Origin of the sequence: Arthrobacter cupressi (assembly GCF_900099975.1) — a bacterium.
Taxonomy (GTDB): domain Bacteria; phylum Actinomycetota; class Actinomycetes; order Actinomycetales; family Micrococcaceae; genus Arthrobacter; species Arthrobacter cupressi.
On sequence record NZ_FNEI01000001.1, the window covers coordinates 513,971 to 537,309 of the forward strand.

At 69.2% G+C, this 23,339-nt stretch carries 11 protein-coding genes; all 11 read left to right on the top strand.

The genetic code is table 11. The annotated features are described in order from the left end of the window. Positions 1 to 178 precede the first annotated feature (178 nt). The 11 genes from BLP88_RS02230 (at position 179) to BLP88_RS02280 (ending at position 23,321) form a co-directional block, all read left to right on the top strand. Entirely contained in the window at positions 179 to 6,307 is a 6,129-nt protein-coding gene (locus tag BLP88_RS02230) for an Ig-like domain-containing protein (protein WP_074586506.1), read from the top strand. A gap of 123 nt (positions 6,308 to 6,430) precedes the next feature. Beyond that, entirely contained in the window at positions 6,431 to 7,402 is a 972-nt protein-coding gene (locus BLP88_RS02235) for an AAA family ATPase (RefSeq protein WP_074586508.1), read from the top strand. Positions 7,403 to 7,435: 33 nt separating this feature from the next. Beyond that, a complete protein-coding gene (locus BLP88_RS02240; protein ID WP_074586509.1) occupies positions 7,436 to 8,815 on the top strand; it encodes a DUF58 domain-containing protein in 1,380 nt (459 codons plus the stop codon). Next, positions 8,812 to 11,280, top strand: coding sequence for a transglutaminase TgpA family protein (locus tag BLP88_RS02245; protein WP_084110690.1), 2,469 nt, complete (start codon positions 8,812 to 8,814; stop codon positions 11,278 to 11,280). The genes BLP88_RS02240 and BLP88_RS02245 overlap by 4 nt, the downstream gene beginning before the upstream one ends. A 269-nt stretch (positions 11,281 to 11,549) precedes the next feature. Further along, positions 11,550 to 12,791 (top strand): RDD family protein, encoded by a 1,242-nt coding sequence (locus tag BLP88_RS02250; RefSeq protein WP_074586511.1) that lies wholly within the window; start codon positions 11,550 to 11,552, stop codon positions 12,789 to 12,791. Further along, positions 12,788 to 13,717 carry a PP2C family protein-serine/threonine phosphatase gene (locus BLP88_RS02255; RefSeq protein ID WP_074586513.1) on the top strand — a complete coding sequence of 310 codons (930 nt, stop codon included), beginning with the start codon at positions 12,788 to 12,790 and terminating at the stop codon, positions 13,715 to 13,717. The genes BLP88_RS02250 and BLP88_RS02255 overlap by 4 nt, the downstream gene beginning before the upstream one ends. Further along, positions 13,704 to 15,647, top strand: coding sequence for a hypothetical protein (locus BLP88_RS02260; RefSeq protein WP_074586514.1), 1,944 nt, complete (start codon positions 13,704 to 13,706; stop codon positions 15,645 to 15,647). The genes BLP88_RS02255 and BLP88_RS02260 overlap by 14 nt, the downstream gene beginning before the upstream one ends. Then, on the top strand, positions 15,644 to 17,389 hold the full coding sequence (locus BLP88_RS02265; protein WP_074586515.1) for a serine/threonine-protein kinase: 1,746 nt from the start codon (positions 15,644 to 15,646) through the stop codon (positions 17,387 to 17,389). Before BLP88_RS02260 ends, BLP88_RS02265 begins: the two co-directional genes overlap by 4 nt. Before the next feature lie 35 nt (positions 17,390 to 17,424). Further along, a complete protein-coding gene (locus tag BLP88_RS02270) occupies positions 17,425 to 18,132 on the top strand; it encodes an FHA domain-containing protein (RefSeq protein ID WP_074586516.1) in 708 nt (235 codons plus the stop codon). Continuing rightward, positions 18,129 to 22,574: a type VII secretion EssC family protein gene (locus BLP88_RS02275; protein ID WP_074586518.1), complete on the top strand. Its 4,446-nt coding sequence runs from the start codon at positions 18,129 to 18,131 to the stop codon at positions 22,572 to 22,574. Before BLP88_RS02270 ends, BLP88_RS02275 begins: the two co-directional genes overlap by 4 nt. 132 nt (positions 22,575 to 22,706) lie before the next feature. Beyond that, positions 22,707 to 23,321 carry a hypothetical protein gene (locus BLP88_RS02280; protein WP_074586519.1) on the top strand — a complete coding sequence of 205 codons (615 nt, stop codon included), beginning with the start codon at positions 22,707 to 22,709 and terminating at the stop codon, positions 23,319 to 23,321. Positions 23,322 to 23,339: the final 18 nt, after the last annotated feature.

Sequence of the window (23,339 nt, forward strand, 5' to 3'; positions counted from 1 at the left end):
CTATTCTGGAGCGCCGGCCGGTGATGCGTCCCCTTGGTAACCGGGGACGCCCGTGCGATAGTCGTAGGGACAAATTCCGCCGCCGTATGGGGGTACGGCGGAATCGCATGATCACCGGTCGGAGGCCGTGAGGTTCGAGGCTGCCTGGGGGCGGCCGTGATGCAAGGGAATTGAATCTGTGACGTCTTTATTCGGCAAGCTGGGGCTTAGGAAACGCCGAAACAAGTTCATCGCCACCACCGGATTCACCGCAGCAGCTGCGCTGTTGGTGACCGGTGCTGTGCTGTACCCGGGCTTTAAGACCGCGGAACTCGAACTGAACGACGGCGGCGTGTGGGTGGTCAGCAAGACCAAGAACGCCGTGGGCCGGCTGAACTATCCCTCCCGGGTGCTCGACGGCGCGGTCACCCCCGCCAGCACCGCCTTCGACGTGCTGCAGAACTCCAGCGACGTCTTCGTCGACGACAGCACGGGATCCACGGTCAACCAGGTGTCCGCGGCCAACCTGCGGCTGGGCGGGGACAAACAGCTCCCGTCCTCCTCGAAGGTCAGCTTCGGCGCCCAGGTGCTTTCCGTCACGGATCCCGTCAAGGGCCGGGTCTGGGCCCTGTCTCCGTCCACGGTGAACAGCTTCGACGAAGAAGGCACGCAGCCGGTGCTGCTGGCCTCCTCCGGTGCGGTTTCCGCCGTCGGGCAGGACGACCGGATCTACACGGCCGATCCGCAGAAGGGCGAAATCACCGTCACCTCCGTGGACGGCAACGGCGAACGCCAGAACTCCGAAACCACCAGGATCGACGAGCTCAAGGGCGCCGGCGACATCCAGCTCGCCGTGGTCGGCGACAAGCCGGTGGTCCTGGACGCCGCCCGCGGCAACCTCTTCCTGCCGGGCGGGCGCAAACTCCAGCTCCAGGACGCCCGGGAGGCCAAACTCCAGCAGACCGGCGAAGCCAGCGGCTACGCCGCCATCGCCACCCCGAAGGCCCTCATCAAGCAGCCGCTCGACGGCTCCACCGCGGCCGTGGTGAACTTCGGCGGCCAGGGCGTCCCAGCGGCACCCGTGCAGGTGGCCGGCTGCACGCACTCGGCCTGGGCCGGCGCCAACAAGTACGTCCGCGACTGCACGTCCGACGCCGACGACAAGACCGCCGATGTGCCCAAGGCCAGCGGTGCGCCCAGCTACGTCTTCCGGGTCAACCGGGACCTCGTGGTCCTGAACGACGTGAACTCCGGCAACGTCTGGATGGTCAACCAGAACATGCAGCTGGTCAACAACTGGGACGATGTCATCCCGCCGAAGAACCAGTCGGACGACCAGGACGAGGACTCCGCGGACGAGAACACCATCAACGTGCTGCCGGACCGCACCAAGCCCAACCGGCCGCCGGAAACCAAGCCGGACGAGATCGGCGCCCGCCCGGGCCGGACCACCGTGATGAGCGTGCTGGACAACGACTCCGACCCCGACGGCGACGTCCTCACCGCCTCGATCGGCGGCAACCCGCCCAAGTCCGGGTCCATTGAGAACATCTACGGCGGCTCCGCCTTCCAGATCTCCGTTCCCGCCGACGCCAAGCCCGGCACCGAGACCATCGACTACAACGCCTCGGACGGCCGCGGCCTGTCGGCCGGCGGCAAGATCACCCTGCACGTGGTGGGTCCGGACGAGAACAAGGCACCGGTCTTCAAACGCGCCAGCCCCACGACGCTGCTCGTCGAACAGGGCAAGACCGTCAGCCAGAACGTCCTCACCGACTGGATGGACCCCGACGGCGACGACCTCGTCCTCATGGACGCCAAGGCCGACAACCCGCAGGACCAGGTCAAGATTCGCCGCGACGGGCTGCTGACCTACCAGGACTCCGGCGCCACCGCCGGCAAGAAGAACGTCACCATCTCCGTCTGGGACGGCCGCGCCACGGCCACCGGACGCGTGGTCATCAACGTCCAGCCGCCGGGAGCATTGCAGCCGGTGGTCAACGCCGACCACGTGACCGCCGTCGTCGGGCAGGACCTGGTGATCGCCCCGCTGAAGAACGACGTCGACCCCAACGGCGGCGCCCTGCGCCTTGCCCACGTGGAGGCGGCCGGCCCGGCCGAGCTCGGCCCCGTGACCGACGGCGGCACCTTCACCTTCCGCAGCAACACCCCCGGCCCGGTGTACCTGACCTACATCGCCAGCAATGGCCCGCAAAGCACCCAGGGGCTGATCCGGGTGGACGTCGAGTCCGGCAAGGACGCCGGCAGCCCGGTGGCGGTGCACGACGTCGCGCTGCTCCCCGTGGGCGGCAACGTCCTCGTGGACCCGCTGGCCAACGACTCCGACCCCTCCGGTGGCGTCCTGGTCCTGCAGTCCGTGACCCTGCCGGAGAACGCCTCGGTGTCCGTCAGCGTCATTGACCACAGCGTCCTGCGGGTCACCGACGTGCTCGGCACCCAGCAGCCGGTCATCTTCCGCTACACGATCTCGAACGGGCACAAGTCCGCCACCGGCACGGTCTCCGTGGTCCCGGTGCCGGCCCCCGCCGTCGTCGAGGCCCCGCAGCCGAAACCGGACGAGGTGAACGTGCGCGTCAACGACGTCGTCACCGTTCCGGTCCTGGCCAACGACACCCACCCGCAGGGCGAAAAGCTGCACGTGGACCCGGTGCTGGCGCAGACCGTCCCGGAAGCCGACGGCAAGGCCTTCATCTCCGAAGACAAGCTGCGCTTCATCGCAGGCTCCGTGCCCAAGACAGTGCGTGCCATCTACAACGCGGTGGACCCGCAGGGCCAGAAGAGCGCCGCGGCGGTGACCATCCACATCCTGCCGTTGGACGGGACGCAGAACTCCCGGCCGCAGCCGCAGAACCTGACCGCTCGCGTGGTGGCCGGCGGCACCGTCCGCATCCCGGTCCCGCTGGACGGCATCGATCCCGACGGCGACTCCGTGCAGCTGACCGGCATCGACAGCACCCCCGGCATGGGCACGGCCACGGTGGGCAGCAGCTTCATCGACTTCGTGGCCGCCGGCGACGGGGCGGGCACCGACACCTTCCGGTACAAGGTGATCGACCGGCAGGGCGCCGTCAACTCCGGGACCGTGACCGTGGGCATCGCGCCGCAGGGCGAAAACAACCAGAAGCCCGCCCCGGTGGACGACACTGTCTCAGTGCGCCCCGGCCGGCAGATCGCCGTCGACGCCCTCGCCAACGATTCCGACCCCGACGGCGACCGGATCGCCATCAAGTCCGACGGCATCGAAGCCGATTCCGCCCTGCAGGCCAGCGTCAGCAAGACCAGCGGGCGCATCATCCTGACCGCACCCGGGAAGGAAGGGATCGTCAACCTCCGGTACGCGGTGGTGGACGAGCGCGGCGCCACCGCCGGTGCCACCATCCGGGTCAACGTCAAGGGCGACATCCCGCTGCTGGCACCGATCGCCCGCGACGACCGCGTCACCTCGGCCCAGACCATGGGCAAGAAGGCCGTGGACGTGCCTGTCCTGAAGAACGACGAGGATCCCGACGGCGTCGGCGAGAACCTGAAGATCGCCACCGCCGTGGAAACCGCCAAGCCCGGCAACGACGGCAACGTGGTGATCCAGCTGACCGACGGCCCGCAGCTGGTGCCCTACACCGTGGAGGACGTGGACGGACAGAAGTCCACCGCGATCATCTGGGTCCCGGGCATCGGCCAGCAGGTTCCCACCCTCGCCAAGGACGAGGTCATCGAGGTCATCGCCGGCCAGTCCGTCACCGTTGACCTCAACGAATGGGTGAAGGTCCGCGACGGCCGCAGCCCCCGCCTGAGCCAGGCCGACCGCATCAAGCTCATCGGCGCCGACGGCGGAGAGCCGGTGGCGAACGGCGGCACCGCCATCAAATACACGGCGGGCAAGGACTACGTGGGTCCCGGTTCCATCACCTTCGAAGCCACCGACGGCACCGGCCCGGACGACCCGAGCGGGCAGAAAGCCACGCTGAGCATCCGCACCAAGGTGCTCCCGGATCCCAACCGCAACCACCCTCCGGCCCTGCTCGGCAGTTCCCTTGAGGTGCCGCAGAACGATTCGGCCAGCATCGACCTGGGCCGCCTCACCAGCGATCCCGACGGTGAGGAGGCGGCGAACATGAAGTACGAGGTGGTGGGCGGCAGCCCGGCAGGTTTCGATGCCCGCATCGACGGCAAGGAGCTGCGCGTCGGTGCCAGGGGCGAAGCGAAGCCCGGCGACGCCGGCAGCGTCCAGGTCAAGGCCAAGGACCCCCGGGGCCTGGAGGCGACGGCGACGTACAAGCTTTCGGTGACCGCGTCCAACCGCCCCAAGCCGGTGGCGAGCGACGACGTGGAGCCGGACGCGGCCGCCGGGAAGCCGGTGACGGTCAAGGTGCTCGGCAACGACTCCAATCCGTTCCCGGACACCCCGTTGAAGATCGTCAATGCCGTGACCGAGACGGGCCAGGGCTCAGCGGTGGCCAACGGCGATTCCGTCACGGTCACTCCGTCCTCAGGGTTCACCGGCTCGATGATCGTCGCCTACACGGTGGCGGACAAGACGGGCGATCCCTCCCGCCAGGCCACGGCCCGCATCCGGTTGAGCGTCAAGGACAAGCCGATGCCGCCGGCCACCCCCCAGGCCCAGAGCGTCGGGGACCGGACCGCCCTGCTGACCTGGACGGCTCCGGCCGACCGCGGCTCGCCCATCACCAAGTACACCGTGCGGGGCGAGGGCGGATTCCAGCAGGACTGCCCGGCCAACACCTGCACCCTCAACGGGCTGACCAACAACGTGAAGTACCACTTCACCGTGACGGCCACCAATGCCATCGATGAGTCGGACCCCTCACCCGCGTCCGCCGAAGTGCGGCCCGACGTCAAGCCGGACACCCCGCTGGCGCCTGGCCTGAAGTTCGGCGACAAGCAGCTCACGGTCACCTGGACTGCCCCTGCAAGCAAGGGCTCGCCGATCAAGTCGTACGACCTGGAGATTTCGCCGGCCCCGGCAGGGCAGAACCCGCAGATCCAGAACCTGACCTCCACCAACTACGTGTGGAAGGGCCTGACGAACGGTGTCTCCTACAAGGTGCGCGTCCTGGCCCGCAACGACGCCAAGGACCCCTCCGAGTGGAGCCCCTACTCCGCGGCCGAGGTGCCCGCGGGCGTTCCGGCGACGCCGTCGGCGCCCACGGTGGCCAGTGCCCAGCCAGTCGGCTCACAGAGCCAGCTCAGGGTGACTTGGACCGCGCCGGACAACAACGGTGACGCTGTCTCGGCATACACCCTGACCACCCTGCGCGGCGGTTCAGTGGTCAGCAGCCAGAAGGTCGGAACGACGGCCCAGAACGTCGTGGTTGACAACTCGGAGGCGGACTACACCTTCACGGTTTCCGCCACCAACAAGGCCGGCACCAGCGGCACCAGCCAGTCATCGGCGCCCACCCGCGCGGCGGGCAAGCCAGGCACCGTGAACAGCGGCACCGTGGCGCCCACCGGCAGCAGCGGGCAGCTGCGGCTGACCTTCACTCCGCTGACCGCGGCCCAGCGCAACGGTTCGCAGGAGAGCGAGATCGAATACAGCTGGCGCACCGCCTACGGCTCCGGGCCCATCGCGCCCGGCGGCGGCACCATCGGAGGCCAGCCGAACGGCACCGACGTCACCGTCAACATCGTGGCCCGCTCCATCAAGGCCAACATCTCCGGCGACGCCAAGGCCATTGGCAGCGGCAACCCCTACGGCCCGCCCGATGCGCCGAACGTCAACGGCGGCAAGTCCGCCACCGGTGACGGCGAGGTGCACTGGACCTGGAACAACCCGAACATGAACGGGCGTCCGCTGGACCACTTCGAGGTCAGCTACGACGACGGCGGGTGGATCAATGTGGGCAAGGCCAACCGCTACGACCGCGGAGGCGGCGGCTGGGACCAGCAGCACAACCTTAAGGTCCGTGCGGTGACAGTGGTGGCCGGCGGCATCGGCAGCGCCAATGCCACCACCGGCAACGATCCGACCCCGCCGCCTCCGCCGAACCGCGTAGCGGTCAACAATGACGGCACTTACAACAGCTGCACCGAAGTCACCGGCGGCAACGGGTACGACGGCGGAACACCGAAGCGCTGCTACGGCGTGGCCAGCCCGGGCGGTCCCGGGGCCCCGTCGCCGTGGCTGAGCACCACCGACGGCGGCACGCCGGTGGACCGCTGCGGCAGCCCCTGGGGCGGCAGCGGCTGGTACCACATCAGCGGCGCCTCGGCCTCGGGCAAGAACCTCAGCGGCCGCTGGGTCCGGGCCAACACCGTGCACTTTGTGTCCGGGAACTCGCCCTGCTAGCCCCGCGGTTGGTGCCGGACATGCCGTCCGGCACCAGCCGCGTAAACTTGTACACCGAATTGAATAACCCGGCCGGGGCCGCCAGGACAGCCGCCCGGACACCACTACCGAAGGATCCACGACATGACTATGACAAGCGAGCAGGCTGCCTGGTTTGCGGACACGTTTGAAAAGCTGGTGGGCAACGTCGGCCAGGCAGTGCTGGGCAAGTCCCACGTCATCCGGCTGACCTTCACGGCCATGCTCGCCGAGGGTCACGTCCTCTTCGAGGACGCCCCCGGCACGGGCAAGACCTCCCTGGCCCGGGCCCTCGCGGCCACGGTCCAGGGATCGCACAACCGCATCCAGTTCACCCCGGACCTGCTGCCCTCGGATGTCACCGGCGTGACCATCTACGACCAGAAGACCCAGAAGTTCGAATTCCACAAGGGCCCGATCTTCAGCAACATCGTCCTGGCCGACGAAATCAACCGTGCCTCGCCGAAAACCCAGTCCGCGCTCCTGGAAGTCATGGAGGAATCCCGCGTGACCGTGGACGGCACCACATACGAGGCCGGCCGCCCGTTCATGGTGCTCGCCACCCAGAACCCGATCGAACAGGCGGGCACCTACCGCCTGCCCGAGGCCCAGTTGGACCGCTTCCTCATCAAGACCTCCATCGGGTACCCGGACCACGCCTCCACCGTGCAACTGCTGGGCGGAAGCAACCTGAAGGACCGTTCGCGCGACCTCAGCCCGATCATCACCACCCAGGCGGTGGCGGACATGGCCGACCTCGCCGCCACCACGCACATCGATCCCGCCGTGCTGGAATACATCTCCCGGCTGTGCGAGGAGACCCGCAACGCCCCGGAGACCCGGCTGGGCGTTTCCGTCCGCGGTGCCCTGGCCATGGTGCGTGCGGCCAAGGTGTGGGCGGCCGGGCAGGGACGCAACTACGTGCTGCCGGACGACATCAAGGAACTGGCCGGGGTTGTCTGGACCCACCGCTTCGTCATGGACCCGGAAGCCGAATTCTCCGGCGCCACCGCCGAGGCCGTGCTACAGCGCGTCCTGAACGAGGTCGCCGCCCCGCAGCAGCGCGCCAACGTCTGACCCTCCCGGTTCCGCAAAACAAAAGGTCTCAACATGTCTACCGGCACACCCTTGAAACGGGCTGCTGCAACCGTGAAACGCTCCCTGGGTCCGCTCGGGGAGCGTCTCGGCGCCCTCGGGGGAGGGGCAGCCAAACTCCCGGGGAAAGTCCCCTCGAAGCTCCACCCGGCCGCCGTCTGGCGTGAAGCCTCCCAGACCCTGGCCGAATCGCTCGCGCCGCTCTGGAAGCAACTGCGCCGGCTCTGGTTCGCCTACGCCTGGCCCGTGCTGTCAGTGGTCAGCATCCTGGGCTGGGTGGTCCTGGGCGCCACCGTCCTGCTGTGGATCGCGGGCCAGGCGTGGGGCTGGCAGGAGGCAAAGTCGGCGGCCTTCGTGGCTTTCCTGCTGTTCCTGTTTGCCGTGGCCTTCATCCTCGGCCGCTCCGCGTACGGCGTGCTGCTGGACCTGTCCCGGACCCGCGTGGCGGTGGGCGATGACGCCGTCGGCAGCATCGCGGTCTCCAACACCTCCACCCGTCCGCTGCTCCCGGCAGACCTTGAACTGCCGGTGGGCAGCAACACCGCGGTCTTCCACCTGCCGCGGATGAAACCCGGCCAGGTGCATGAGGACCTTTTCACCATCCCGACGGCGCGCCGCGCCGTAATCGTCGTGGGCCCGGTGCGTTCGGTGCGGGCGGATCCGCTGCACCTGCTGCGCCGCCGCGTGCTGTGGACCGACCCGGTGGACCTGTATGTGCACCCGAAAACCACGGTCCTTGCAGGCTCGGCCGCCGGCTTCATCCGCGATCTCGAAGGCATGCCCACCACGGAGCTTTCCAGCGCGGACGTCTCCTTCCACGCCCTGCGCGACTACGTGCCGGGCGACGACCGCCGGCACATCCACTGGAAAACCACGGCACGCACCAACAAGCTGATGGTCCGCCAGTTCGAGGAGACCCGCCGCGCACACCTGGCCATCTCCCTGTCCATCAACACGGACGAGTACGAATCCGAGGCCGAGTTCGAACTGGCCATCTCGGTGGCTGCCTCCATCGGGCGCCAGGCCATCCGCGAACAGCGGGAACTCGACGTCCTCACGCAGAAGGGGCCGCTGCGCTGCGAAACCGGCCGGAACCTGCTGGACGACATGACCCGGATTGTCGGGGCACCCATGCGTCGCACCGCCGTCGACCTCGCCCGGACTCTCGCCGACACCGTCCCGAACGCCTCGGTGGTCTTCTTCGTCGTGGGCAGCGGCGTCACCGCCACCCAACTGCGTTCGGCCGCTGCCTCGGTTCCCGCAGGCGTGCGCAGCCTCGCCGTGCGCGTCCAGGCCGGCGCGGCCCCCGCCCGGGCCAACATCGCAGACCTGACTGTCCTGACCATCGGCGATCTTGACGATCTCGCCCTGGTACTCCGGAAGGCAGCCGCATGAGCTCCACCCAGACTTCCCGCCCGCGGCGCGCTGCCCGGAAGCAGCCCGCACAGTCCGCCTTCGCGGACGGCCGTCCGCTGTGGCACACCGCGCTCGACGCCGGGGCCCTGGTCCTGCTGTTGGGCCTGGGCGTGCTCGGGTTCAGCCAGAGCTTCGGCGGCGATCCGCACTATCTGCTGGCCGGGTTCGGCGGCATCGTGACCGGCCTGGCGATCGCGGCGGTCAACGCGCATTACCGCCTGGGCCTGCTCATCACCGTTGCCCTGGCCTTCGGCGCCTACATGCTCCTGGGTTCGGCCCTGGCCGTGCCGGATGCCGCCATCGCCGCCGTGCTGCCGAGCCTGGACTCGCTGCGCACCCTGTTGCTGGGCGTGGTGTTTGCCTGGAAGGACATGCTGACGGTCGGGGTCCCGGTGGGCACTGCCGGCGGAATGCTGATCGTGCCCTTCCTCAGCGCCCTGATCTGTGCCTTGGCCGCCGGTCTCCTCGCGTGGCGGCTGAAGAGCCCGTACTGGCCGCTGCTTCCCGTGCTGGCCCTGTTCGTCACCGGCATCCTGTTCAGCACCAGCGCGGCCTTCCTCAACGTTGAACGCGGCGTGGGCGTCGCCATCGGCGCCATCGTCTGGGCCACCTTCCGGCGCGATGTGCTGCGGCGCAACGACACCCGCAGGGTGTCCGCGAACCGTCCCGAAACCGACGCCCGGGTGGCGCGGCGCGGGCGGGTGCGGCGGCTGGGCATGGCGGCGGCGGTTATCGCGGCCGCCGTCGGGATCACCGCCGTCGCCTCGCCGCTAATCACCGCAACGGACGACCGGAAGGTGCTGCGCACCAGCATCGTTCCGCCGTTCGACCCGCGCGACTACATCACACCCCTGGCCAGCTTCCGGGAATTCGTCAAGGACAAGAAGGACGACACCCTCTTCACCGTCAAGGGCCTGCCCAAGGACGGCCGGGTGCGCCTTGCCGCCCTGGATTCCTTCAACGGCCTGAACTACAACATGGACCCGAACGGCTCGGGCAGCTTCAACAAGGTGGGCGACGCGCGGGCGCTGAACAGCCAACCGGAGAACGCCGCGGCGGGAACCACCTACACGCTGGACATCACGGTGGGGGACTACCAAGGCTACTTCGTGCCCGGCGGCCGGCACACCACCGGCATCAGCTTCGCCAACGGCTCGCAGGCCGCTTCCGGCCTGTACTTCAACGCCGGCACGGACACCGCGGTGACCACCAAGGGCCTGAGCCAGGGCGACAACTACACGGTGCGGGTCTCCGATCCGGGCACGCTCGAGCACGGGCAGCTGACCCAGTACGACTTCGCCAAGCTGACGCTCCCGTCTCCCGAAGAAGTTCCGCCGGTGGTCGGGTCGCAGGCCAACGAGTTGTCCGCCGACGCACCCACCGCGATCGACCGTGTGCGCCAGATCGAGGCCCATTTCCAGAAGTCAGGCGCGTTCAGCAACGGCCTGGTCGCCGACGGGCAGCTGCCCAGCCTGCCCGGCCACAGCGCCGCCCGCATCCGCGGCCTGCTGACGGCCAAGCAGATGCTCGGCGACGACGAACAGTACGCCGTGGCCATGTCCCTGATGCTGCGCCACCTGGGCATCCCGTCCCGCGTGGTGATGGGCTTCTACCCGGACCCGAAGAGCCCCGAGAACGGTGCGGCGGACATCCCGATCAAGGGCAAGGACGTGCACGCCTGGGTCGAGGTCGCCTTCGACCGTGTGGGATGGGTGGCATTCGACCCGACCCCGCCCAAGGACAACGTGCCGATCCCGCCGGACCCGCAGACCAAGTCCAAGCCCAAGCCGCAGGTGCTGCAGCCGCCGCCCCCGCCGCAGGAGCCGGCGGACCTGCCGCCGGACTCCACGCCGGATGCCCTGGACGCGGATGAGAAGAAGAACAACCCGTGGCTGTTCTGGGGTGCCCTGCTGGCTGCGGTGGGCACCGCGCTCATTCCGCTGGTGGTCCTCGCCCTGCCCCTGGCATTGATCCTGCTGCTGAAGCTGCGGCGCCGGAAGAGCCGCCTGAACACCGGCCACCCGGCGCAGCGCGTCGGCGGCGGGTGGAGCGAGGTGGTCAGCCTCGCCACGGACATGGGTGCCGCGATCGACGGCAAGGCCACCCGCCGGGAGTCGGCCGGGGTGATCGCCGAGGCGTTCCCGGTTAACAGTTCGACGACGACCATGCTCGCCGGCCGTGCCGACGCCGCGATCTTCGGGGCGGGGCAGCCCAGCGAAGAGGAGGTCCGGAAGTACTGGGAAATCGTGGACGGCTCCCTCAAGGACATCACCGGCAACGTCGGCTTCTGGAAGCGCCAGCAGGCCCGGTTCTCGCCGCGGTCCCTGCTGGCCGAGGCCCGCACGGCGATCCGGGACGGCAACCTCAAGCCGCACCGCCTTCGCGCCGTTTTTCGCAGGAATACGGACAAGGAAAACGGCGCAGGAAAGGAACAGCAGCAGTGACCAGCGGCCCTGAGGAACACTGCCCCGCCTGCCGCCAGGCCGTGAAGCCGGGGGCATCGTTCTGCACCAGGTGCGGTTCGCCGCTGAGCAACCGCGGTGCCCGGATCGAGCGCAACATCAGCCAGGCCCAGATGGCCAGGATGGATCTGGCCGCCCCGCAGCCCGAGGGCGATGCCGGTAGGATCGCCATAGCGCCCACGCCGCCTGGACCCGCAGGACCCGGCCCGGCGGGGCGCCGGATGCCGCACGTGCCAGGGGGAGGGACAACGATGGACAACAAGGCTGAACTGGTTCCGGCGTCGGCGGGTAAGCGGCTGGGCGCCGCGGTGCTCGACTGGCTGGGACCGGCGGTAGTCCTGGGCATTGCCTTGGGCGTCGGTGCCGCCGGGATCACTGAGCGGCGCAGCAACGGCTTCATCGTCTACGACACCGGGCTGCTCGTGCTCCTGGGAAGCATCGCCGTCGGGCTGACCCTCGTCTACACGCTTGTGCTGCTCGGCGTCGAAGCCCGCAGCGGCAATACGATCGGAAACCAGCTGATGGGCATCCGCAGCGCGGACGCCGACGGATACGCCCCAGGCGGCGGCATCGTGTTCCTGCGCGGCCTCATCACCGGCGGGGTGCTGCTGCTGGCTATCCTGGCCGCCATCCTGCTGCTGGTGCTCGGCTGGTTCGGCCTTGCCGTGTTCATCCTCGGCCCGCTCTTCGTGCTGTCCGTCGCGTGGGCGGTGCTCGTGGTCGTTTCCAATGCCTGGGACAAACAGGGCAAACTGCGCGGCTGGCACGACAAAGCGTCCAAGGGATTGGTGTTCGATGTTTCGGCCGGACGCAACCCGGTGAAAAGCGGCGGCATCGCCGGCGAATACAACTTCGCGCCCATGGACCTGCCGCCGGTCCAGCAGGTGGCCTCGCCGGTGGCCATGCCGGCCGCCCGGAACCCCGTCCAGCAGCCCGGGCAGCCCCTGCAGATCCCGCAGCCCGGAGGTCCGGTGGGCGGCGCGCCGCACGCAGCCCCGATGCCCCTGCACCCGACAGCGCCGCACAACCCGAACCAGTGGCAGCCGCCGGTCGCCGCGCCGCCCTGGACGGCTCCGGCGGGGGAGCCGGCGCCGGTTTCGGCGCATCCGGACGACGACGTCGAACGCACCCAGTTGCGCCCGGGCGTCCAGGCAGCCGCCCCGGCGGTGCTGCGGATCCGGCTCGACGACGGCCAGAACGTCGAAGTAGGCGCATCCCTGCTGATCGGACGCAACCCCGCCGCCATGGCCGGGGAATCCGTTGAGCAACTGGTCCCCGTGTCCGATCCGGGGCGGTCGATTTCCAAGACCCACCTGCAGCTCCGCCGCGAAGGCGACGGCGTCTGGGTGACGGACCGCAACTCCACCAACGGCTCGGCCGTCACCACCCCGGACGGCATCCAAAGCAGGCTGGTTCCGGGCGAAGCCGTCTTCGTCCGCCCCGGCTCCACCGTCCAGTTCGGCGACCGTTTCTTCCACCTAGGACAGGCATGAATTCACAGCCCGCAGCCGCAGCTGCGACCGCCAACGAGTCCGGATTCGGGCTGAGCTACGGCTACGGCACGGACCGCGGCCTCCGCCGGGAACTCAACGAGGACTCGTTCATCGCCTCGGATCCGGTGTTCGCCGTGGCCGACGGCATGGGCGGCCATGAGGCGGGCGAGATCGCCAGCGGCCTGTGCGTCCGCACGCTTGGCAGCTACCCCCAACTGGCCTCGGGCGTCCGCACCGCAACCGCCGCCGAAGTGCAGGATTGCCTGCTGGCCGCGGACGGACGGATCCGCAGCGCAACGGGGGCCCGGGCTGGAACCACGCTCTCCGGCGTCGTGGTCGTGGAACAGATGGGGCTGCCGTACTGGCTGGTCATGAACATCGGCGATTCCCGGACCTACCTGCTCAGCCAGGGGGAATTCGCCCAGGTCAGCGTGGACCACTCCGAAGTGCAGGAAATGGTGGACGCGGGGAGCATCACCGCCGAGGAGGCGAACGTGCACCCGCGCCGCCACGTGGTCACCCGGGCGCTGGGCACCGGGGACGAGACCGAGGCCGACTTCTGGCTCCTGCCCATCCACGAAGGCGACCGGATTCTGGTCTGCTCGGACGGGCTCACCGGCGAGCTCAATGACGAGTACATTTTCCGGATCCTGAGCACGGTGGGCCATCCCCAGGACGCGGTTGATGCCCTCATCCAGGCAGCATTGCGATCGGGCGGACGGGACAACGTGACGGTGGTGGTGGTGGACGCCAAGAACGTCCTGAACGACGCCGGCGTTGCCACCACAGCTCCCCGGCCGGGGGCCGATGCGGAGGACGAAGACACCCTGCCGCGCCATGAGTTGCCTGCCGCGGGCGCCGACGACGACGCCGGCGCGTCCGGTGCACCGGACGGAAACGGGGACGGCGGCAATGGCAAGGAATAGTTACGCACCCGGTGACTGGTTCGGCGTCGTCCGCTCCGGCACCGTGGTGGTGCTGGGACCGGGAACCGGGCGGGAGCTCGTTGATTCCCTCTGGGCCCTGCTGGAACGCGGCCCGGAGATCCACGAGGTCCTGAATGAAGTCACCGAAGGCTTCGGTGTCTCGCTGACCCGCATTCCCGCATTCGGCATCGTCGAAGCCAAGGACGCGCTGCGCGTTGTGCTGCGCGGCGACCTGGACCTGGATACCGCGGACGGCGCCATCAATGGCCGCGACGTGACCACCTGGACCGAGCGCCGCATGGAGCTTCCAGCGTTCTACCGGCTGCGGATCGGTGCCGCCGAGGGGGCAGGCACTGACACCGCCGCTGGCGTTTCCTTGCCGTTGCAGGAAGGCGTGGTGCTGCTTTCCGGCCTGGAAGCCGTCCTCGCTCCCGGCGCACCTATTCTTCCGGCCGCGGTGGTGTCTGCGGACGCAGTGCCGTCCGCAGTGCCGTCTGCCGTGCCGGAGCCGGTGATGGCGGAACCGGCGACGGCGTCCGCTCCTGTCGCCGTCGAAACGATCCTCGCGTTCGAGCCCGAACCCGAACCCGAACCCGTCGCCGAGCCCGCCGCCGCACCCGGACCCGTCGCCGCGACCGGGAGTGCAGAACCCGGAAGCACCGAGCAGGACCACGACCAGGTGCTGGCGGAGCAGGAAGACCTGGAGCTCACCATCGCGCCCGGCCATCTTCATGACGAGCCCGGCGACGGCGACGCCGCCGGGCCGCGCACGGACAACCCTGCCACGGAGAGCGTGCCAACGGAGGGCACGGCAGCGCCGGAGGAAAGCGGTGCGGACGATCCCTCCGCGGCGGAGGTCGGTGTGGACACGGGTGCAACCACTGACGAAGTGGTCCGGACCCTGGAGCAGACCAGCAGCTACGACCACTTGTGGGAGCGGACCGTCATCCGCAACATCGAGGACGCCGCGGTGCGGGTGGACCCGGACGCCGAGGACCACGAAGAACCTGCCCCGGCCACTCCGGCCCCCATGCTGCCGGAACCTTCCCTGCAGGAACCGTCCCGGTCGGAGCCGGAGGCCCGGTCGGACCTTCCCGGGTCGCAGCCACAGACTCCGGAAGCCCACCCCGAACCGCAACAGCCGCCGGCCGTGCCGCAAAGCGGGGGACTGATTTCTTCGGTGCCCTGGCTGACCGGGAATTCGGCCCGGCCCGCAGCCCCTGTACAGCCCGTGGTTCCTGTACAGCCCGTGGTTCCTGTACAGCCCCCGGCCCCCGTGCAATGGTCTCCGCCCGCGGGTCCGGCCGTCGTCCAAGCCAACGGCGCGCCCGCCGGCGACGGCGGTGGGGACGGCGACCACGACGGCCACACGGTCATGAAGAGCAGCCTCGCGAACCTGCCTTCGGCCCCGGTCCCGGCCCCTGCCCCTGCCTCATCAGCGGGAGCGGAGCTGCTGCCGGACGGTACGAAGCGTCCGCTGGTCCTGGCCCGGGTATGCCCGCAGGGCCACGCGAACCCGCCCACCTACGCCCTCTGCCCTTCCTGCGGGAGCGCCCTGTCCGGCGACGGCGTCCAGGTTCCGCGTCCGAGCCTGGGCAAGGTCCGGTTGTCCTCCGGCGAGGTCATCGAACTGGACCGTTCGCTGATCATCGGGCGCCAGCCCTCCGTGTCCCGGGTCCAGGGCGGCGGCATGCCGGCGCTCGTCCAGGTGGAGAGCCCGGGCGGCGATATTTCACGGTCGCACGTGGAGGTCCGGCTTGAGGGCTGGCACGTCATGCTCTGCGACCTCAAGGCCACCAACGGCACCGTCCTGGTCCGCGAAGGCCAAGCGCCGCGCCGGCTTGCCCAGAACGAGATGGCCATTGTCCTGGACGGCGACATCGCCGAGCTGGGCGAGAACATTTCATTGCGTTTCGAGGAGATTCTGTGAGTTCCAAGCGGCCCCCTGCACCGCCGCCGCCCCTTCCCGGTTACCAGTACATCAGCCACCTTGGCTCCGGGGGCTTCGCAGACGTCTACCTCTACGAACAGGACCGGCCGCGCCGGAAGGTGGCCGTCAAGGTGCTCCTCTCGGACCTGAAGACCGAAGACGCGCGCCGCCGCTTCGAATCCGAAGCCAACCTGATGGCGCAGCTGTCCTCGCACCCGTACATCGTGACCATCTTCGAAGCCGAGACCACCGGCGACGGCCACTCCTACCTCGCCATGGAGTATTGCTCCCGGCCGAGCCTGGACGTGCGCTACCGCCGCCAGCGCTTCAGCGTGGACGAGGTCCTGGCGGTAGGCATCCAGGTGGCGTCCGCCGTCGAGACCGCGCACCGGGCAGGCATCGTGCACCGCGACATCAAGCCTGCGAACATCCTGGTGACCGACTACAACCGCCCTGCGCTGACAGACTTCGGCATCTCGGGCACCATCGGTGACGACAGCGACGACGAAGCCGGCATGTCCATCCCGTGGTCGCCGCCGGAGCAGTTCCGCGGCGGACCGGTGGAGGGCGTCCCGGTGGACGTCTGGGCCCTCGGCGCCACCCTCTACACCCTGCTCGCGGGCCGCTCGCCGTTCGTGATGCCCGGGCAGGACAACTCGCAGCGGGAACTGATTTCGCGCATCACCAACTCGCCCGTGCCGCGGCTCGGCCGGGCCGACGTTCCGGAGTCGCTGGAACTGGTGCTGTCCACCGCGATGGCGAAGGCCCCGGGATCGCGGTACTCCTCGGCGCATGCTTTCGCGCTGGCGCTGCAGCGCATCCAGGCGGAACTGAACCTGTCGGTGACGCCCTTCGAGGTCCTGGCCGAGCCCGGCGGCGCCGATGACATCCACCCGGACGATTCCTTCGAGGAAACCCGGGTGCGCAGCGTCGCCTCGATCGATCCCGACGGCGGCACCTCGCCTACCGGTTCCGCGCCGACCTTCCCGGCCCGGACCTTCCCGAACGGGCACCACGAAACACGGTACCCGGCGCCCGCGGCGCAGACCGCGCCGTCGTCCTTCATCGGGGTCCGGCCCGAGGTCGCGCGGCCGGCACCGCAGGCGCCGCCCCGGGCAACTCCGCAGGAGGAGCAGAACGAATCCACCGTGCTGCGCGGTTGGACCCCCAGCGCCCCGGAACACAGCGCCCCGGGCCACAGCGCTCCCGGGTACACTCCGCCGGCCCCGCACCTTTCCGAACCGGACCTTGCTGCCACGGTCAACCGGCCGGCGGCAGTGGCAGAGGACGACGGCGCGGAAACCGCGGCACCGGACCACCGCAAACGGAACCTCGTGCTCGCCGCTGTCGGTGCGGCGGTGCTGGTGGTCGCCGTCGTCGTCGGAATTGTGCTGGGCGCCACCGCGCCCCAAAAGGCGCAGCCGATGGAAACGAACAGCAAACCGCCGGCGGATGCCCTGGACAACGGGGTCGTGCCGGATGTCGCTAACTTGGCGGCGAAGCGCACCGCGGCCGGCAAGCTCCGCTTCACCTGGACGAATCCGCAGCCGCAGGACGGCGACACCTACAAGTGGCGGCGCGCCTTCACGGCCGACGCCGACTACCACGCCGCGAAGGCCCCCGCGATGGAGATTACCGAGAACTCCACCGGACGGACGTGCATCCAGGTGATCATCGTCCGCTCGGACGGCAACGCCTCACCGGCCGGTGACAGCTCCATCAACTGCTATGTCGGGAAGTAAATGACTTACACATACGAGGTCCAGGGAGGCTTTGCATGGGAGATCTAGCAATAGATTTCTGCGGGGAATGGCACGAACCCTCGGACGAGGACGTTTTCAGCATCGGCCGCGAGGGTGACCTGGAGGTCGACGACAACCCCTACCTGCACCGCCGCTTCCTGCAGATCGCACGCTACGACGGCATCTGGTGGCTGAGCAACGTGGGCAGCATGCTCTCGGCCACCATCGCGGACGGCTCCGGCGGCATGCAGGCATGGCTGGCGCCGGGCGCGCGCATCCCGCTGGTGTTCAGCCATACGAACGTGATCTTCACCGCCGGCCCCACCACCTATGAGTTCGCTGTGCACCTGAAGACGCCTTCCTTCCGCCAGGAAGCCCGCGACGACGACGACTCGGCCGGCGACACGACGATCGGCCCGGTGGTGTTCACCGACTCGCAGAAGGCACTGATCGTGGCGCTGGCCGAACCGATGCTGCGCCGCGACGGGACGGGCTTCAGCTCGATCCCGTCCTCGGCGGAGGCCGCCAAACGCCTGGGCTGGGCGCTGACCCGTTTCAACCGCAAGCTCGACAACGTCTGCGACAAGCTGGACCGGGTGGGCGTGGTGGGCCTGCGCGGCGGCGGCGGGAAGCTCGCCACCAACCGGCGCGCCCGGCTGGTGGAACATGCGGTCACGTCACACCTGGTCACGGCCGAGGACCTGTATTTGCTGGAAAAGATGAGGGGCGTTGACGAAGGATGAAGTTCCGCCTGACTTTGCGCCGCGACCCGGCCGTTGCCAAGGACCTCGCGGTCACCGTTGACGGCCGGGCCACGGTCGCGGATATCGCCGGCGAGCTCTGGGCCGCCGATCCCGACCGTCAGGGCACCGCGGTCCCGCCGAACCTGTCGCTCAAGGTCGATGAAGCCTTCGTCGGGGCGGGCATGAGCGGCATTGTGCTCGATCCCGCGGGGAACCTGCTGGAGTCCGGGCTGCGCCCGGGGTCCACGGTGTCCCTGACCCAGGTGAGCGAACAGTTCGCCACCCCGGGCGGCAACCGCGGCCCGACGGCGGCGACCCTCCGCGTGTTTTCCGGCCCGGATTCCGGGAGCGAGTTTTCGCTGCCGTTCGGCACGAGTTACATCGGCCGGGACCGGGACGCCGACATCCGCCTTAGCGACCCGATGACCTCCAAGCGCCACGCCCGCATCACCGTCGCCGAGACCGTGGAGATCGCGGACACCAATTCCGCCAACGGCCTGCTCATGGACGGCCTGCCGGTCGCGCGGGCAACGCTGAACTCCTCGGACACCGTCACCCTCGGTGACACCACCGTCGGCGTCGTTGCCCTGTCCCGGAACCACGGCGCCGCGCCCAGTTCCCCGCTGGTCGACTTCAATCGTTCCCCGCGCGTCGTGCCGCGTTTCGACCCGCCCAAGCGGGTGCTGCCGGCCGGCCCGAAGCGCCCGGACCACCAGGCCTTCCCGTACATCATGCTCATGGCCCCGCTCCTCATGGGCGGCATCATGTTCGCGGTCACCCAGAACATCCTCTCCGTGGTGTTCATGATGATGATGCCGCTGTTCATCATCGGCCACTACGTGGACCACAAGGTCCAGTCGAAGCGGCAGATGAAAGAGGCCATCAAGCACTTCCGCGCCGCGATGCTGGCGTTCCGTGAAGACATCGCCGAGCAGCAGAACGTTGAACGCTCCGTGCGGCTGCAGGAATCGCCGTCCGTGAGCGACACCGTGGACGCGATCTACAAGCTCGGTCCGCTGCTGTGGACCCACCGTCCGGAACACAAAGGATTCCTGGGCGTGCGCTTCGGACTGGGCACGGCGCCGTCGCGCATTCCGTTCGAAGAACCCGGCAGCAACGACACCGAAGCGCAGTACATGCGCGAGATCCAGGAATGCCTCGAACAGGTGCGGATGATCGACGGCGTGCCGGTCGTCTCCCAGCTGCGGACCTCCGGTTCCTTCGGCATCGCGGGGGAGCGCGGACTGGTCGACGACGTCGCCCGCGGCATGGTCCTGCAGCTGGTGGGACTGCATTCGCCCGCCGAACTCGTGGTCACCTCGCTGACCTCCGGCCGTTCCCGGGAGCGGTGGAACTGGCTGCAATGGCTGCCGCACGTCGGGTCCGGCCACAGCCCGCTGTCCGGTGACCACCTCGCCGCGGGGCCCGGCGCCGGCTCCTCCCTGCTGTCCAAACTCGAAGACCTCGTGGAACAGCGCGAGGCCGCCTCCAAGGATCCGCGGCCGCAGCCGCGCCCCGAACTGGCCAACGAGCACGGCGAGCTCGCCGGCCCGGTGCTGCCCACTGTCCTGGTGGTCGTCGAAGACGACGCCCCCGTGGACCGCGGCCGACTCACCCGCCTGGTGGAACGCGGACCCGATTCCGGCGTCCACGTCATGTGGGTCGCCGCCAACGTGCAGTCCCTCCCGGCCGCCTGCCGCGACTTCATGGCCGTCGACGGCGATCACGGCACCACCACGGGCCAGGTCCGGCTCGGCCGCCACACCTACCCGGTGAGCTGCGAAAGCGTCGACGCCGGACTCGCCACCCAGCTGGCCCGCATGATGTCGCCCCTGGTGGACGTGGGCAAGCCGGTCGACGACGACTCCGACCTGCCGCGAGCCGTGTCCTACGTGACCCTGGTGGGCAAGGACTTCATGGACGTTCCGCAGTCCGTGGCCGAACGCTGGCAGGAGAACAACTCCGTGCACTCCAGCGCCGTGCCCAACCGCAAGGACAACGGCAGCCTGCGCGCCCTGGTGGGATCCAAGGGCGTGGAACCGTTCTACCTGGACCTGAAGAACGAGGGCCCGCACGCCCTCGTGGGCGGCACCACCGGTGCCGGCAAGTCCGAATTCCTGCAGTCCTGGGTGATGGGCATGGCCTCCGCCTACAGCCCGGACCGGGTCACGTTCCTCTTCGTGGACTACAAGGGCGGCGCCGCGTTCGCGGACTGCGTGAAGCTCCCGCACACCGTGGGCCTGGTGACGGACCTTTCGCCGCACCTGGTGCGCCGGGCGCTCACCTCCCTGCGGGCCGAACTGCACTACCGCGAGCACCTGTTCAACCGGAAGAAGGCCAAAGACCTGCTCGCCCTGCAGCGCGAAGCCGACCCCGAGGCGCCGCCGTACCTGATCATCATCGTGGACGAATTCGCTGCCCTGGCCTCGGAAATGCCCGAGTTCGTGGACGGCGTGGTGGACGTCGCCGCCCGTGGCCGGTCCCTGGGCGTGCACCTGATCCTCGCCACGCAGCGCCCCGCCGGCGTCATCAAGGACAGCCTGCGCGCGAACACCAACCTGCGGGTCGCGCTGCGCATGGCCGACGAGGACGACGCCACGGACATCCTTGGCGTGCCGCTGGCCGCCTACTTCGACCCGTCCATTCCCGGTCGCGGCGCCGCCAAGACCGGTCCCGGCCGGATCCAGGGCTTCCAGACCGGTTACGCCGGCGGCTGGACCACGGAGAAGCCGCAGCGTCCCCGGATCGACATTGTCGAGATGGCCTTCGGCTCGGGGACGGTCTGGGAGGCGCCCGCCCCGGTGGACGCCGCCAAGGAAGACCCCGCCGGTCCGAACGACATTTCGCGGATGACCACCAACATCATCCGGGCCGCGGACTCACTGGGCATCAACCCGCCCCGGAAGCCGTGGCTGAACGAACTGGCCACCACGTACGACTTCTCCAAGCTGCCCAATCCGCGCACCGATGAACGGCTGCTGCTCGGCGTGGCCGACGACCCCGTGCACCAGGACCAGCCCACCGTGTTTTACGAACCGGACAAAGACGGCAACATGGCCGTCTACGGCACGGGTGGCTCGGGCAAATCGGCGGCGCTGCGCGGCATCGCCATCGCCGCCGCCGTCACCCCCCGTGGCGGGCCGGTGCACGTCTACGGCATCGACTGCGGTTCGTCGGGCCTGAAGATGCTCGACGGCCTGCCGCACGTGGGTGAGATCATCGGCGGCGACGACGTCGAACGCGTCGGACGCCTGCTGCGCTGGCTCCGGGACATCGCCGAAGACCGCTCGGCACGCTTTGCCGACGTCCGGGCCTCCACCATTGTGGAATACCGGAAGCTGGCCAACCGGCCCGATGAGAAGCGCATCTTCGTCCTGGTGGACGGCATGTCCGCGTTCCGCGAGGCTTACGAATACAGCCGGCTGTCCGCGCTGTGGGACATCTTCCTGCAACTGGCCACGGACGGCCGCCCGCTGGGCATCCACCTGGTGGTCAGCGGGGACCGGCCGAACTCGGTGCCGGCGTCGCTGCTCGCCTCGATCCAGCGCCGCCTGGTCCTGCGCCTGAGCTCCGAGGACGACTACATGACCCTGGACGTCCCCAAGGATGTGCTCGGTCCGTCGTCGCCGCCAGGCCGCGGCCTCCTGGGGGACCTGGAGGTGCAGCTGGCCGTACTCGGCGGGAACTCCAACCTTGCACTGCAGGCCCGCGAAGTCACCAAGCTCGCCCAGGCCATGCAGCGCCAGGGCATGGAAGAGGCCCCGCAGATCCAGCGCCTGCCGGAACAGGTGGACCTGGACATCCTGCCCGCCGGCAGCCCCGACCAGCCGGTCATCGGCGTCGACGACGAGACCCTGGACCCCGCGTCCATCGCCGCCAGGGGCCCTCTTCTGGTGTCCGGCCCGCCCGGTGCCGGGCGCACGGTGGCGCTCGTCACCATGGCCTACGCCCTGCGCCGCTCCAACCCGGACATGGAGCTCGTCTACATCGGAGCGCGTCGCTCTGCCGTGGCCGGATTGAAGGTCTGGAACCGTTCCCTGGTGGGGCCGGACGAGGTGGAGGAAGCCGCCTTCGACCTGACCGAACGGTCCACGGAACGCCCGGGAACCATGGCCATCTTCATCGAGGGCCTGACCGACTTCACGGACTCCCTGGCCGAGATGTCCATTAACAGCCTGGTCACTGCCTCCATCAAGGCTGACCAGTGGGTGATCGGGGAATCGGAAAGCTCCACCTGGTCCCAGGCCTGGTCGCTCGCCCAGCCGTTCAAGTCCGGGCGGCGCGGCCTGCTGCTCAATCCCTCGGACGTGGAAGGCGACAGCCTGCTCAGCACCTCGCTGGGCCGGATCAGCCCGGACTTCATCCCCGGACGCGGCTACATCGTAGGCCGCGGCAAGGTCCGCAAAATCCAGGTGGCGCTGCCGCCGGAGAACCGCAGCTAACAGCGGTTCCCCGGCGGGGGCCGTCCCGCCGGTTTTGGCCAGCGAATGGATTTTGCGGGGACGGGGCGGGCATAGGAAAATTCCGGGACCATCCCCAAGTCCGGGCAGCACCCACTGCCCTTCGAGGCCATCATGACCGTTCGCCCCACCCCGAGGCACCATGGTGCCGCCCGTGCCGCCGCACGGGCACCCTTCGCCGCGTCCCTGGCGGCGATCCTCCTCGCGCTGCTGCTGTGCGCCTTCCCGTTGCTGTCCGCCCATGCGGAAGAGCCGGCCAAGGCGTGCCCGCCCGGGCAGGTCTGCGACGTGGTTCCGACCCTTCCGACCGGCTCCGTGAATCCGACGCCGGCCCCCGCGCCCAGCGAGACGACACCGGCCGACCCTGCGCCGATCATCCAGGAGCCGGCCCCGGCCAAGCCTCCCGTCGTGACCCCGGCACCGGTGGTCCGGGCGCCCAGCCCCAGCGCGACGGCGGAGCAGGCAGCGACGGTCGGGCCGTCGCCGTCGTCGTCCATGACACCGACTCCGATCCGCTGGACCCCCAGCGCGAGCGCGACGGTCGACTCTGCCTGGACCAAGCCCATCGACGACGGCAAGGAAGCAACCCAGGCCGCGCTCGTGAGCGCCAAGCCGTCAACGGGCATGGGTTTCTTCGGGATCCTCGCCATCATGGCGGGTGTGCTGCTGCTGGGCCTTGGCGGCCTGGCCTTCGCGCTGTGGAGCAGGAACCGGATCGGCGCCCACTGAGCATCCGGCTTCCGGTTC

Bases quoted from the DNA above. Each gene is read 5' to 3' on its own strand.
- BLP88_RS02240 (WP_074586509.1), top strand. From the start codon at position 7,436: ATGTCTACCGGCACACCCTTGAAACGGGCTGCTGCAACCGTGAAACGC.
- BLP88_RS02255 (WP_074586513.1), top strand. From the start codon at position 12,788: ATGAATTCACAGCCCGCAGCCGCAGCTGCGACCGCCAACGAGTCCGGA.
- BLP88_RS02260 (WP_074586514.1), top strand. From the start codon at position 13,704: ATGGCAAGGAATAGTTACGCACCCGGTGACTGGTTCGGCGTCGTCCGC.
- BLP88_RS02235 (WP_074586508.1), top strand. From the start codon at position 6,431: ATGACTATGACAAGCGAGCAGGCTGCCTGGTTTGCGGACACGTTTGAA.
- BLP88_RS02270 (WP_074586516.1), top strand. From the start codon at position 17,425: ATGGGAGATCTAGCAATAGATTTCTGCGGGGAATGGCACGAACCCTCG.
- BLP88_RS02245 (WP_084110690.1), top strand. From the start codon at position 8,812: ATGAGCTCCACCCAGACTTCCCGCCCGCGGCGCGCTGCCCGGAAGCAG.
- BLP88_RS02275 (WP_074586518.1), top strand. From the start codon at position 18,129: ATGAAGTTCCGCCTGACTTTGCGCCGCGACCCGGCCGTTGCCAAGGAC.
- BLP88_RS02280 (WP_074586519.1), top strand. From the start codon at position 22,707: ATGACCGTTCGCCCCACCCCGAGGCACCATGGTGCCGCCCGTGCCGCC.
- BLP88_RS02250 (WP_074586511.1), top strand. From the start codon at position 11,550: ATGGACAACAAGGCTGAACTGGTTCCGGCGTCGGCGGGTAAGCGGCTG.